This window comes from Methyloceanibacter sp. (genome assembly GCF_049590335.1).
GTDB lineage: Bacteria > Pseudomonadota > Alphaproteobacteria > Rhizobiales > Methyloligellaceae > Methyloceanibacter.
The window spans coordinates 1-12,286 of record NZ_JBAWCQ010000120.1 but is presented as its reverse complement, the minus strand read 5'-3'; the positions used below and the strand labels follow the sequence as shown (position 1 = coordinate 12,286).

Below are 12,286 nucleotides of genomic sequence, written 5' to 3'. Positions count from 1 at the left end.
AAAGCACTCTCAGCCGCGTACCCGAAAATGTCCCGCATCGTCTATGTGAATGGCGCCTTCGAGCCCGAAGAACACGCGAGGATCTCCATCTTCGATCGGGGCTTCCTCTTTGCCGACGCCGTCTACGAGGTGACCGCAGTGCTCGATGGACGGCTCGTCGATTTCGACGGGCATCTGGCTCGTCTCGATCGCTCGCTTGGCAAGATCGAGATTCCCCGCCCCATGCCGGACGAAGGCTTGCGGGAGCTGCACGAAACCCTCATCGCCGAAAACCGCTTGGACGAAGGGATCGTGTATCTGGAAATCAGCCGAGGTCCCGCCGAACGCGACTTCGCGTATCCGCCCACGTCTTTCCCGACCGTCGTCGCCTTTACGCAATCGCGCCCAATCGTGGACCACCCGCAGGCTAAACTAGGCGTTTCCGTAATCACCATTCCCGACATCCGTTGGAAGCGCCGCGATATCAAATCGACCTCCATGCTGGCCCAGGTCATGGGCAAGCAAGAGGCCAAGCGCCAAGGCGCCTACGAGGCCTGGATGGTCGAGGACGGCGCCGTGACCGAAGGAACATCGTCGTCGGCCTTCATCGTGGACGAAGACGGCGTGTTGCGGACCCAGCCGCTCGGGCCGCACATCCTGCCCGGCGTCACCCGCCGCGTAATTCTGCGCCTGGCGCGCGAAGACGGCGTGTCCATGGCGGAGCGCCCGTTCAGCGTCGAGGAAGCTTACAGCGCACGCGAGGCATTCATGACGGCCGCTTCCGCCTTCGTGCTGCCGATCGTGACGATCAACGGGCGCAGGATCGGAACCGGAGAGCCCGGACCGATCGCCCGCGCGTTCCGGGCGCACTACATCGCCGAGGCGCGCGCGACCCTCTCCGCCTGAGCCAAGCGTGTTCCCGGCGGCAGTGCCGAGTAATATTCCTTGCTGGTATTATCGACGACGCACGAGAACCAGTCGTTGCTACCCCATTTGCAGCCATGACGCTTGCTCTGGATCAGAGCCGCAATCGCGATAATCACAATCAACAAAAGCAGAATTCGCATTGGACCGTCCCTCCCCGAGAGTGCAAGCCTACATTGCTCGGGCGCGGATCAGAAGGCGTGAGCGCGTTCTTTCAGAAGCATTCGGCATGCCCCCATGGGAAGATTGATAGGGCAGAGAGACTTGTGACGTCTAGGCCACCTATTGCGCGCCTGTGGCCGCAGCCTGTTCGCGGCTCGAATGATAGATATGCGCCTGCAGCAGGAAGTCGTCAGGCCGCTTGAGAAACAGCATCCGTGCGGTCTCGTTGCCGAAGCAATATTTTGTGCCCAGGTAGACGGTGTTGACCGAGCAGTCGGTGTGGATGTCCTTACCGAGCGCTAGCCCCATCACGCAGTCGCCGCCGAACGCGGCATCCTCGCTGCTCACGGCGTGCGCGGCCGATAGGCTCATGGACAGCACCAGCGCGGCCGCAAAGGCAAATAGAATATCGGCTTTAGGCGCTTTCATACCAACACTATTGCTGAGGAGCGGCGGGCGCACAAGGACCCTGCCTTAAACTAAGCTAGTGCCGGATTTGGCATGGCTCATCATCTAGGTTGCAGCATCGCACTCGCTCATGAGTCTTTGAAGGTTCGGGCGATTCGATCGGCCAGCGGCTTGATGAGATACGAGATCACCGTACGCGACTCGTCTCGATAAACGCTCCGACCGGCATGCCCGGCACCGGCTCAAGGCCGCCAAGCAGGGGCAGCTCGTACTCGTCCATGGTACCATCTACGGCGCAGTAGCCGGGCACGGTTTTTTCGTCCTCGGTCAGATCAGTGCCGATCCGCACCACCAAAACTGGAACATCCGGAGTCGTGCCTTGGTTGGAGACCGTTAAGCGAAGCATCGCGTCCTGGTCCTTGCCGAGCACAGGCGAGGTATTGAAACCAGTAACCATACTCACGTTCAACATTCTCAAAAAGATGCATCGTTGTTCCTGCGAACCGAGGGCTCAGATCACCAGCCGATACCCTCATAGCCATCGACGTTCGGCACCTCAGGGAAGAGACGGACCAAGTCGATGATGTGAACCTTGCCGAGGCGCGCGGCCACGGCGCGGCGGATTTCATCCGTCGCTTGGGTCACTACGACCACGTCAGCCTGATCCAGAACCTTGAGGGGGCTGGCCGACAGTATCGTCGGCAGCGCATCTACCACCGGCTCGAGATGCGGGTAGATATGACGCACGTAGTCGAACTGGGTCGACACACGAGTTTCGGCATTGATCGCAGGGTCCCAAGCGGAAACCTCGCGGCCCTCTGAGAGCATCGCGTTCACGACTTCCAGTATCGGGCTTTCGCGCAGATCGTCCGTACCTGACTTAAACGCCAGGCCGAGGAAGCCGACGCGCTCGCAGCCCGTCTCCATCAGCAAGTCAGTCGCCGACTGGATCTGCTGCTCGTTCGTCTTGCCGAGAGAGTCGATCAGCGGCGTATTGACCTTCAACTGGTCGGCGAGATGGACGACCGCACGCACTTCCTTGGGCAGGCATGACCCGCCATAAGCAAAGCCCGGCTTGAGATAGTAGGGCGACAGGTTGAGCTGGGTATCTTGGACAAAGATGTCCATCACCTCGTGGCTGTCGATCGCGAGCGGCTTGCAGATACGGCCCACTTCATTGCCGAAGGAAACCTTCGCCGCGTGCCAAACATTGTCGACATATTTGACCATCTCGGCGACCTCGATCGAGGTGACGATCGCCTCGGGGTCGACCGGAGAAAAGACGCTCGCTAGCATCTGCGCCGCGTGCTCGTCGTTGGCACCAACCACGGTCTTGGGCGGGTTGTCGAAATCGGCAATCGCGGTCCCTTCGCGCAGGAACTCAGGGTTGAAGCAAACGCCGAAGTCCTTGCCCATTTTGAGGCCCGATGCGGCTTCAATCTCGGGAACCATCACATTCAAGGTGGTACCCGGAGGAATGGAGCAGCGCATCACCACCACGTGGTAGGCGTCCTTGCGTGCAAGGCCCTTGCCGATCTCACGCGCCGCAGAGATCACATAGCGGTAGTCACAGCCGCCATCGGGGGATGTCGGCGTGCCAACGGAAACAAAGGTCATGTCGGAATTGGCGACCGCGTCGGCCGTATCGGTTGTCGCCGTGACAAGGCCCGCCTCAACACCTAGGCCGAGAAGCTCGCCGAGGTCTTTCTCGTGAATCGGCGACTCGCCGCGCGCGATCTGGCCGGCTTTTATCTCATCGACATCGCAGCCGATGACTGTGTGGCCGAGCTTGGCCAGACACGCCGTGGAGACCGCTCCGACATAGCCAAGGCCAATAACGGAGATGGAAGGAAGATGGCGCAGGGCCGGACGAACGATTGCCGGGTCTACAGATTCATAGATTTCGAAGTTGCGGGCCAGGTCATTCATGATGTTTCCATTGGGTTTAATTGATCCTGTACCTACATCATCAAGAGCCGTGCCAAACCGTACGTTCGACTATTTCCTTATATTTATCAGTTTATTAGACTACCTCGCCATCTGAGACGCACGTCCGCAACTTGGCAACCTGCAAAGATCCGCATTGCAAACTGCAACTCGCACAGCCGCGACTTGGCGAAATCCAACGAGCCTGGGGACCGGCGATAGCCGAACGAAGTTTAGCCCGCTAAACGGCAGGCCTGTAAGTCCCGTGCGGTCTAAACCGTCACTAGGATTTTAGGTTGGCAAGGGCGATGGCTGTGACGTGACTGATGATGGGGAATCCACCCGACTCCAATTCCGCCAGTACGCGCTCGGGAGACAGGTATTCCAGCGCCATGTCTTCCAGATCCCCGGGATCCGGCGCGCGCATCGTTTCCGCATGCTCTGCACGAAATAGATGCGACACGCCGATGCCCTGGTTTCCGCCCATGGTGAAACTTCCGAGAGCTGTCCAGGTGTTCGACGCCAGGCCCGTCTCTTCCAGCAATTCGCGCTTTGCGGCTTCAAGCGAATCCTCGCCGAGATCGATCAGCCCGCCGGGAAGCGTGAGGGCGACCGCGCGAGGACCGTGCTTGTACTGGCGGATGCAGGCCACGAGCCCGTCCGGCGTTGTGGCGTAGATGGTCGCGTGGCTCGGCATGCGGACTTGGTAGAAGTCCGAAACCTTGCGGCCATCGGAGAGCCGGACTTCCTCTCGGCTGACGACCAGACCCCGATCGTTCCGATACACCTCTTCAGCCGAAACGACAGTCCACTCCTCGCGCCCCATCAAGAACTCCTTCGAGCCGGACTCTTAGAAATTGAAATAGATGAACTCCGTGATGTCTTCCAACCGGTACAGCTGAACCAAGGCCACGAAAAAGCCGAGCCCCATTGTCGCCGCCCAGGCCGGTGACGGGCGCCAAGCAATATGTTGCCCCACGGCCGAATTCTTGACCGACTCGGCGCCGTCCGCAAGGACCGGTCCGTAGCGCCGCGCAATCTCTATAGAGTTGGGCAGCAGAAAGACAATCGCCGTCAGCGCACCCAAGTGCAACCATATCGTCAACGTGTCCTGCGACAGCGATGCCCACAGCTTCGGCTCCAGGGGCTGCGACAGCCCGCTCATGCCGGCAAGAATGTTACTCGCACCACCGAAGCTCTCGGCACGGAAAAACACCCAGGCGACAATGACGGCCAAAAGAGTAAGCGCTTGCGCGAGGCCACTGCAGAGCCATGCGGGGAGCAAGGCAGGCTTCGAGGACTGTCCCCATAGACGTGACCACGTATGGTTCACGACGAGATAGAAACCGTGCAGCCCGCCCCAGACCACGAACGTCCAGCTCGCGCCGTGCCACAGGCCGCCAAGAGCCATGGTCGCCATCAGATTGATATGACGGCGTCCGGCTCCGCGACGGCTGCCGCCAAGCGGGATATAGAGATAGTCGCGCAGGAAGCGAGAGAGTGTGATGTGCCAACGGCGCCAGAACTCGACAATACTTTTGGACTTGTAGGGCGAGTTGAAGTTGATGGGCAGTCGGATGCCGAACATGCGGGCCACGCCGAGTGCCATATCGCAATACCCCGAGAAATCGAAATAGATCTGGAAGGTGTAAGAGAGCGCACCGATCCATGCCGCCTCGACGGGCACGCCTTCGGTTGTCTCGGCAAGACCGAAGGCGGTCGACACATAGGGTACAACGCCGTCCGCCAACACAATCTTCTTGAAGAGACCTATCACAAAGAGCGTCAAGCCCACGGATAGATTGACCCCCATACGGTTCTTGAATACCGACAACGTAAACTGGGGAATCGTATCCTTCTGCAGAACGATCGGGCCCGCGATGAGCTGTGGAAAGAAAACGATAAAGAGCGCATACCGTGGGAAGTCGCACTCCACCAAGTCCCCACGATAAGTGTCGTAGAGAAATGAGACCTGCTGGAATGTGAAGAAGGAAATGGCCAAAGGTAGTGCGACGCCAGCAAGAGCGTAGTCGAGACCAGTCAGTGCATTCATGTTCGAGATGAAAAAGTCGGCGTATTTGTAGTACGCGAGCACCAGAATATTCGCTGCGATTCCCAAGCCCAAAACCCAAGGGTCCTTGACCTTAACGAGGACTCGATGAAGGCCATAGTTGATCAGCACCGAACCGATGAGAAGGACGAGATACCAGGGGTTCCACCACCCATAGAAGAACAAGGATGCGGCAATAAGCCAGGCGATAATGCCGCGCTCCGCATCGAAATGGCGCAGGAGAAAGAATCCAACCAGAGTTGCCGGGAGGAACAGGTAGATGAATTCAAGAGAGCTAAAAACCATTTTGGGCCGCCTACGTCATAAAAAGAGGTGAATGGGACTCGTCATCAGGACTTGCTGAATTGAGCGGAGGAACTCTGAATCTTGGTTTCGAGTTCTGACAAGAGCGCCTTGGCACCTTTATGCCCAAGTTTGGCACCTTCTTGGGCCAGCTCGTAAGCGCGCGTCGGATCTTTCGTGACTAGTCGCCCCTCGGCTAACAAGCGGGCCAACTCTTCCATCGAACCCGGATGCCGAAGAGCAACACCTTTCTCGAACAGACCCACGGCTTCCACGTCCGACAGACCGTGAGCCCGCTTCAAGTGGAGCCGTCCCAAGCCCGTTACAGCGCCGCCATGCCCAAGCTCGGCGGCCATCCGCAGCCACCCCAGCGCTTCGTCCGCGCCGGCATTTTCGTCGCGCTCCCGCAACATGAGCACGGCAAGTTCGTGCATACCGCCGCTATCGCCTAGGCGGCTCGATCTACGGAACCAGCGCTCCGCTTCCGCAAAGTCACGTCGAACAAAAACGCCGTCCCGATAGAGCCGGCCGAGCGTCTTGGCGGCGCTGCTAGAGCCTCCATTTGCTTTTTTGGTCAAACCAATGGCGGCTTGGCGCCCCCAGTACTGCGCCTTCTCATCATCCACCAGCACGCCAGTGCCGCCTCTCAGGAGCCACTGCGCGTATTGGATCGTCGATGTTGGATAGCCAGCGATGGCTGCCTTCTCATAGTGATAGAGCGCGCGTTTTGTGCTTGGCTTTACGCCAGACCCGTATCGAAAGTGGTGCGCCAGCTGCACATGCGCCTTCTCAAACCCCCAGGAAAGAGCCTTGTTGAACCAGGCAACTGCAATAGCATCGCAGTTTTCGCCCTCCGCTTTTTGGTAGAGCCTTCCGATCTCGTAAGCCGTTTCACCGCGGTAGGCGAAGTCGTACCGAACAGCCTGCATGAGCCATTTGCGGGTGGTCTCCAGGTTTGGGTCGACGCCCCAGCCGTATTTGTAAGACCGGGCCAAATGATACATCGCCGCAGGATGGCCGTCGGAGGCTAACGATGTCAGCGCCCGGTTGGCCTCCGACCACTTGCCAACTTTTTGGAGCTCGCGTGCGTCGGAGATCAGACCCTCCAACGCGGGATCATTAGCTGCGACCAACGCAGCCTGGGCAGACTGAGCCTGCTCTCCCACGATGTAGGCCAAACTAAACCCAAGGACAGTAGTGCACAGCGCGGCGGCGACACCCAGTTGTACCTTTCTGCTAGACATCGGACGCACTCCAGATTCGGCAATTGACGCCTACTCGCAAAGTCAGCTGGCCATGCGTGTGCTCGGTTGCCTTATCATTGTTGTCGATTGGACAGTGAACAAGCTCGCTGCGCGGTGGCGACAGCTCGCCGCGATGGTCTGGCGTTGAAATCAGCCGCGCAACTTCTCCTACGATCGCCCGCGCCACTCCGCTGTCGAAATGGTAGGCGTCCTTGAAGTTATCCAAGTCCCGCGTCAGCGGGCTGTCGAAGTCGAAGTCGACTACGGGTGCGAACTGGGCGAGACGGGCTCGGAAAGTGTGATTGACGTCGGCAAGACCGAAATCCTTGATCCGATGCTGCATTTCGATAATCGTCGGGGGTACGAAGAAGACGAGATTGATCCCTTCCCGGTCACACCAGTCAGCGATCTCCGCAATTTTATCCCAGAGCTCGTCCGAGAATGAGAAGCTACGCCAATCATTGGATGCATTTTTGCTGACTTGGCGCGCAAACTTCTTCGGCAGCCGTCTGTCAATCTTATCTTCCTTCCAAACAGTCGCCCACGGACCCAGCCCAAGACTATACCGCTCCAAATCACTGGACAGCTCTCGGGTCGCAGCAATCTCTGGCAAGCGGCACTCTTTGCATAGACTCTCGTCCATGAGCTGTTGCAACAGACCCAAATTGACAGCGCCACCCCGTTCCTCGGCCTCAGCCTTACCGACCAAGCTCGGAACAAGACGGGCGAGCTTATCGAGCGTCTTGCCATACCGATTGTCGATATTAGCCCAACCGGTCTTTGCCACGAACCAGCTCGAGTAGTAGCGCAAGGGCGCGTCGGCCAATTCGATTGCTTCGGGAACACGGTTCAAGCCGCCCCGATGTTTGAGATCGAAAGTTCGGAGGGGGACTCCCACTATGAGTGTCTTTATCTCCGCGTTGTCGCGAAGGTACTCGTAAGTGCTGTAGATCTCGGGGACGGTCGCGCCGCCATATGCAAAGTTGTAGGCTCCCGAAAACCCAGTCTCCTTAAAGTATTTGTCCTGAAGCGCGCGGCTGCGGCTATCGCCCAGGACGACGTGTGCGCCCCTTTTGCGCGGGTACTCAATCATCTTGTACAGAGGATAGTGCGCCTTCACGCTAATCTCCCGCTTGTCTAGATCGAGGTCGAACAGCTCGTGCATATTGAAGGGGTCGACAACTAGGTTGAAGATGATCGGGCCGGCACCAAAGATGGACACGATCGACAAGACGGCTACATAGCGCATGAGAGTGGAGTTTGTGGTTTTCATAGCGGTACTCTTTCTCAATGATGCTTGGTCGAGCGCCTGCAGCAAGTCAGGCTTGTGGTAAGCGTGGCAATGGGAGGCTGCTCAGCGAAGAGGTCGACGAGATCAATGAGCATGCAGCGGCCCTGCCGAGCGGCGATCTGCCTCTGCAGCTCGCTTGTATGGTACGTAACGACAAGCGTTTGACACCAGTTGATGACAGGTTCCGCACTGGCGAACAGCATGCCCGCGCGTCCTAGCAGCAGCCGATCCGTCAGGGTGTGGATTGCCGGGTCGAAGGCCGCAACCTCGTACCCTTGGTCAGCCAGCCGGCTCATGACTTCGACGATGGGACGTTCGCGAGAACCATCTGCACATTGCACGCAGGCCAGACCAAGAAACCCGACCTTCCGTCCGCCCACCTTCCTGATCAGCTCAACGACATCGGCAATTCGCGCGTCACCCGGACGGGTGCGCGTGTAAACAAGCGGGACAACCGCAAAGCCCGGAGAGTCATCGATCTCTGTTAGAACATTCATAGCGTTGAGCCTCTTACGACTGAAACTGTCGTCTTCAGTTCAAGCGCCGTGCCAAACAATTTATTCCTTCAATAACAGGGCTTTAGACTAATTCTGCCGCTCGCCTACTAGGTGCACCTTCGCAATTTGGAACTACGCGTTGCCATTCTGCAAAGCCGCTAGTCGACCCGCATGATTGAGAACAACGGCGATTTGTCGAGGTAGTCGTCGATGGAATCGAAGTGCCATGCTTTGGCGTTCGTGCATCCAGACACGCCGCATGACAACAGCTCCAAATCGAGCCTAAACGGATCTTCGGGACGATAAAGGTTCGCGTAGGCGAGCAGCCGAGCGCCTGAGGTCGCACTGGGCAAGAGTGCTGCATAACGGTCCCGGAGTTCATCTGTTGCGAACGCGTCCCAGCCCGTCGCTGGAAACCAGCGTGGGCTCGCGGTGCCGGACCCGTCGATAAACGTTGGAAGCATGAAGCCGCTCTGCAAAAGCGTATCGAGCCGTTGCCGAACGGCAGAGTCTTGCTTGCGGCTCAGCCTTATCTGAGCCAATGCTCTTAGGCTGATGCCGGCATGGGCGATGTCTTCATAGTTCGGGTCCGCGTCCGCTCTCTTTACGGGCCTACTCGCTGAAATAAGATCCTCCTCCGTCCAACCCGCAAAGTACGCCGGCGGCCAGTACCGCCACAGCGCTCCGTCCTTCTCGAGCTCCCACGACTTAAGGAACTGATCGACAAGCCTCGCGGCGCGACGGTCCCATGCCGGCTTGTCAGCGACCTGCGCAACGTGACGGAGAACATTCGCCCATGCCATCTGCCAATTCCACGGAGCCCAAACCCCGTCGTAACGAAAATTGATTCCGTAAGGGATGCGATACAGGCCACTGGCCGTATCGAAGTTCTTTTCCTGTGCCCGCACGGCGCAGACGGCCGTTGTATAGATACGCTGACGAAGGTCGGTCGAGCATGCATTGCCCAGCTTCTGGCATGCGCGAACCAGGCTGCCGATAATCACCGCCTGATTGACCATCAAGGAGACCGGTGTCCGGTGATCTTCCGAGTAGATGCGTGAAGCCCAGCCGCAGCGCGGATTGTCAGCGCCACTGACATTGAGGTGGGCATTGGTCGCCGACAGCGTCCCGCGCATCGCGCGCCGCGCCAAGGCGGCGAACACGCCGTGTTCCGTTTTCTCATAAAGAACCACGAGCGCTTCAGTTCGATAGCTCTGGCTCCAACTCTGGTACCCGGCTCCGTCGCTAGCGACCGCCCCGGGCTCGCCGAGCCCTGTCAGAAGCAGGCCGGAGATCGCGTGAAAGGCCTGCCGCGCATCGCGCGACCCCGAAACAGCCAAAACAGGAATGTCGTCTTGGATGGACCGATCGAGCCCAAAGGCCAGGATCTCGTCCTGATCGCTATCGGCAATTGGAATAGGCTCGCGTTCGCCTTCCGGCAGAAGGTAGACATCGCTGCCCCTCTCTTCATCGCAAAAGACCTGTAGGGCCAGCCCAACGTCCAATGACTTCGCGGACAACAGCGCACACCCTTTAAGGCGCCCGATCTCTACGTGATCGGCCGCGACCAATCGGCCATACTTAGTCCTGGGAATGCGCGAAAAGACGTAGTCCAGAGACTCCTTGTCCTGCACAGAGAGCACAAGCTGATCAGCATCAAAAAAGATGATCGAGGCATGGGTACGTCGCGGCCATTGGATGACAACCTTGCCGTCATGAACCAGATCGACGGTTGTCTCCGGGCCTTTCCGGCTGCGCAGATAGACATGCGAGCCGCTTCGATCCAAGCGGATCGAACGCAAACGTGAGACATCGTCTAACTCGAGACCATCGACAAGCTTCGAGTCATCGAGCGTGATGGTGGGTCGGAAGGCGCCCGGCTCCCAGAACTGGGATTGGGTGAAGGCGCCTACAGTCGAGACTGAAACCAACCCCTTCTGCGCGCTGGTCTTGCGCGTCGCAATGCCGGTCCGAGTGTTGAAGCTGAGGCCTGTGGCTGTCTGGGTGATAACCCATCCGTCCGGCACTTCGCCCGCTCGCGCCAAACCGCAGGCGCACACGGCCGCCGTCGCCAGTAGAAGCGCACGGATCCGTCCCCGCCAGTGCGATCGAGCGCAGTAACGAGATCGGCGCATCATCGTAGACTCGCGATGTCGGCGAACTGCGTCTTTGTCGGAATGGCTACCAGCCCTGCGTAGTGCGCTGTTAACAGGAACAGCAGGATGACCGCGATAGCAGTACACCAAGCCGCCATGGCCGACCGGGCCTGATCGACAAGGCCGGCACCAGCACCGGCGGTCTGGTTGCCGCGGTTCGACCAGCGCTGTTTCGACAGGCGAAAGATCGCGTAGACCTTTACCGACGCATTGATCAACTGGTTGAGATAAAGGATCCAAGGATACGCCATCTCGACTTTGCGAGAATAGGCAAACAGGACGAGCGAGAGCAACATCCGGCTGAGCGCAATGAAGGCTACATACGACGCCAGATAGCCAAGGCCGACGAAGACGCTCGCACAGACCGCAAGGACTGGGCTCACCAGCATCGTCCACATCGATAGCCTTTGATCGATAAGACACCACCAGATGAAGAAAGGCATGGCACGAGGCCCGAGCTTTATGGCACGCGATCCATTGCGGAGCATGTTGCCGGACCAGCGGCGAAAGTTCTGCACCATGCGGTCCATACCCGACCCTTCGATGACCTCGACCGTGTAGCCAAGAGCGTCGGGCACGTAGAGCATCTTCGCCTTGTTCTTCAGCATGAAGTACCAAGTGCTCTTGTCGTCGCCGGACAGAAAGCGGAACTGGCCCCACAGCCAATGGGTGAGATGATCTGCCTCCAGCAGGCGAATGAATTCTTCCTTCTTGAGATGCTTGGCCCTGAACACGGACATGCGGCCGGTGAGTGTGAGAACGCGGCCCGAAAGCGCATGACTTTGCATCGCCAAACGGCGCTGCGAGAACCGCATCTTCAGCCAGGTCTCAATCCACCGGGGCCCGATGCAGATGACTTCCTCGTCTGTCGTGCAGGCCTGGAGCTCGGGATAGAGGTGAAACAGCGGCATACATCGGCTGACGGCCCCTTCGGCCAGTACGAAATCGCCATCCATAAAACAGACGAGATCGTCGTCCAGCACCGGCAACCGGCTCATTGCACGCAAGACGAGCCCAATTGCAGCGCGCTTTCCCGGAACGTTCTGACGAATAATTCTCAGTGTGACGTCCACGTCCGACGCTTCGCGGCGCAGCAGATCGGCGATGATGTCTTCGTCGAAGCGGTCGGAAGATCCGAGCCAGATCGTTCCTGGAACGCCCGAGCCAACGATTTCGCGGAGTACCGACCGGACCACCATCTCGGTTATCTCGCGGTGCTCGCGGTACGTCGTCATCATGAAATGCATATGCCGCGGACGCCAACCGCCGTCCCAAAGCTCACGGCACCGCGCCTTCAATTTCGGATAGACCAGACGTCCGTATATCAACGCACGGATCGCATGGGT

Annotated in this window: 12 protein-coding genes; 1 reads left to right on the top strand and 11 read right to left on the bottom strand. The window is 58.6% G+C overall.

Features of this window, described 5'->3' with window-relative positions; translation table 11 throughout:
- The first annotated feature begins 27 nt into the window (after positions 1-27).
- On the top strand, positions 28-885 hold the full coding sequence (locus tag WBQ77_RS09570; RefSeq protein WP_424044460.1) for a D-amino-acid transaminase: 858 nt from the start codon (positions 28-30) through the stop codon (positions 883-885).
- Here WBQ77_RS09570 and WBQ77_RS09565 read toward each other — a convergent pair.
- The 11 genes from WBQ77_RS09565 to WBQ77_RS09515 form a co-directional block, all read right to left on the bottom strand.
- Positions 849-1,046, bottom strand: coding sequence for a hypothetical protein (locus WBQ77_RS09565; RefSeq protein WP_424044462.1), 198 nt, complete (start codon positions 1,044-1,046; stop codon positions 849-851). The genes WBQ77_RS09570 and WBQ77_RS09565 overlap by 37 nt on opposite strands.
- A gap of 139 nt (positions 1,047-1,185) precedes the next feature.
- Positions 1,186-1,494, bottom strand: a complete 309-nt coding sequence (locus tag WBQ77_RS09560; RefSeq protein WP_424044463.1) for a hypothetical protein — start codon at positions 1,492-1,494, stop codon at positions 1,186-1,188.
- Positions 1,495-1,660: 166 nt separating this feature from the next.
- On the bottom strand, positions 1,661-1,936 hold the full coding sequence (locus WBQ77_RS09555) for a hypothetical protein (RefSeq protein ID WP_424059984.1): 276 nt from the start codon (positions 1,934-1,936) through the stop codon (positions 1,661-1,663).
- Between the two features lie 53 nt (positions 1,937-1,989).
- Positions 1,990-3,402: a nucleotide sugar dehydrogenase gene (locus WBQ77_RS09550; protein WP_424044467.1), complete on the bottom strand. Its 1,413-nt coding sequence runs from the start codon at positions 3,400-3,402 to the stop codon at positions 1,990-1,992.
- 280 nt (positions 3,403-3,682) lie between these two features.
- Positions 3,683-4,225 carry an NUDIX hydrolase gene (locus WBQ77_RS09545; RefSeq protein ID WP_424044469.1) on the bottom strand — a complete coding sequence of 181 codons (543 nt, stop codon included), beginning with the start codon at positions 4,223-4,225 and terminating at the stop codon, positions 3,683-3,685.
- A gap of 24 nt (positions 4,226-4,249) precedes the next feature.
- A complete protein-coding gene (locus tag WBQ77_RS09540) occupies positions 4,250-5,755 on the bottom strand; it encodes an MBOAT family O-acyltransferase (protein WP_424044471.1) in 1,506 nt (501 codons plus the stop codon).
- Positions 5,756-5,799: 44 nt separating this feature from the next.
- Positions 5,800-6,996 (bottom strand): tetratricopeptide repeat protein, encoded by a 1,197-nt coding sequence (locus tag WBQ77_RS09535; RefSeq protein WP_424059982.1) that lies wholly within the window; start codon positions 6,994-6,996, stop codon positions 5,800-5,802.
- Positions 6,989-8,269, bottom strand: coding sequence for a hypothetical protein (locus tag WBQ77_RS09530; protein ID WP_424059980.1), 1,281 nt, complete (start codon positions 8,267-8,269; stop codon positions 6,989-6,991). The genes WBQ77_RS09535 and WBQ77_RS09530 overlap by 8 nt, the downstream gene beginning before the upstream one ends.
- Positions 8,270-8,283: 14 nt before the next feature.
- The gene (locus WBQ77_RS09525) at positions 8,284-8,784 is read right to left on the bottom strand and encodes a hypothetical protein (RefSeq protein ID WP_424045100.1); all 501 of its coding nucleotides are present in this window, start codon (positions 8,782-8,784) and stop codon (positions 8,284-8,286) included.
- A gap of 158 nt (positions 8,785-8,942) precedes the next feature.
- Complete coding sequence (locus WBQ77_RS09520; protein WP_424059978.1) at positions 8,943-10,922, bottom strand: hypothetical protein; 1,980 nt, start codon at positions 10,920-10,922, stop codon at positions 8,943-8,945.
- Positions 10,919-12,286 (bottom strand): glycosyltransferase (locus WBQ77_RS09515; RefSeq protein WP_424059976.1); only part of this gene is annotated, 1,368 nt, incomplete at its 5' end. The genes WBQ77_RS09515 and WBQ77_RS09520, both read right to left, overlap by 4 nt.

What these genes read in the sequence shown, in the direction of transcription:
- WBQ77_RS09565 (WP_424044462.1), bottom strand. Translation starts at nt 1,046, where the DNA reads ATGCGAATTCTGCTTTTGTTGATTGTGATTATCGCGATTGCGGCTCTG.
- WBQ77_RS09530 (WP_424059980.1), bottom strand. Translation starts at nt 8,269, where the DNA reads ATGAAAACCACAAACTCCACTCTCATGCGCTATGTAGCCGTCTTGTCG.
- WBQ77_RS09545 (WP_424044469.1), bottom strand. Translation starts at nt 4,225, where the DNA reads ATGGGGCGCGAGGAGTGGACTGTCGTTTCGGCTGAAGAGGTGTATCGG.
- WBQ77_RS09540 (WP_424044471.1), bottom strand. Translation starts at nt 5,755, where the DNA reads ATGGTTTTTAGCTCTCTTGAATTCATCTACCTGTTCCTCCCGGCAACT.
- WBQ77_RS09560 (WP_424044463.1), bottom strand. Translation starts at nt 1,494, where the DNA reads ATGAAAGCGCCTAAAGCCGATATTCTATTTGCCTTTGCGGCCGCGCTG.
- WBQ77_RS09570 (WP_424044460.1), top strand. Translation starts at nt 28, where the DNA reads ATGTCCCGCATCGTCTATGTGAATGGCGCCTTCGAGCCCGAAGAACAC.
- WBQ77_RS09525 (WP_424045100.1), bottom strand. Translation starts at nt 8,784, where the DNA reads ATGAATGTTCTAACAGAGATCGATGACTCTCCGGGCTTTGCGGTTGTC.
- WBQ77_RS09535 (WP_424059982.1), bottom strand. Translation starts at nt 6,996, where the DNA reads ATGTCTAGCAGAAAGGTACAACTGGGTGTCGCCGCCGCGCTGTGCACT.
- WBQ77_RS09520 (WP_424059978.1), bottom strand. Translation starts at nt 10,922, where the DNA reads ATGATGCGCCGATCTCGTTACTGCGCTCGATCGCACTGGCGGGGACGG.
- WBQ77_RS09550 (WP_424044467.1), bottom strand. Translation starts at nt 3,402, where the DNA reads ATGAATGACCTGGCCCGCAACTTCGAAATCTATGAATCTGTAGACCCG.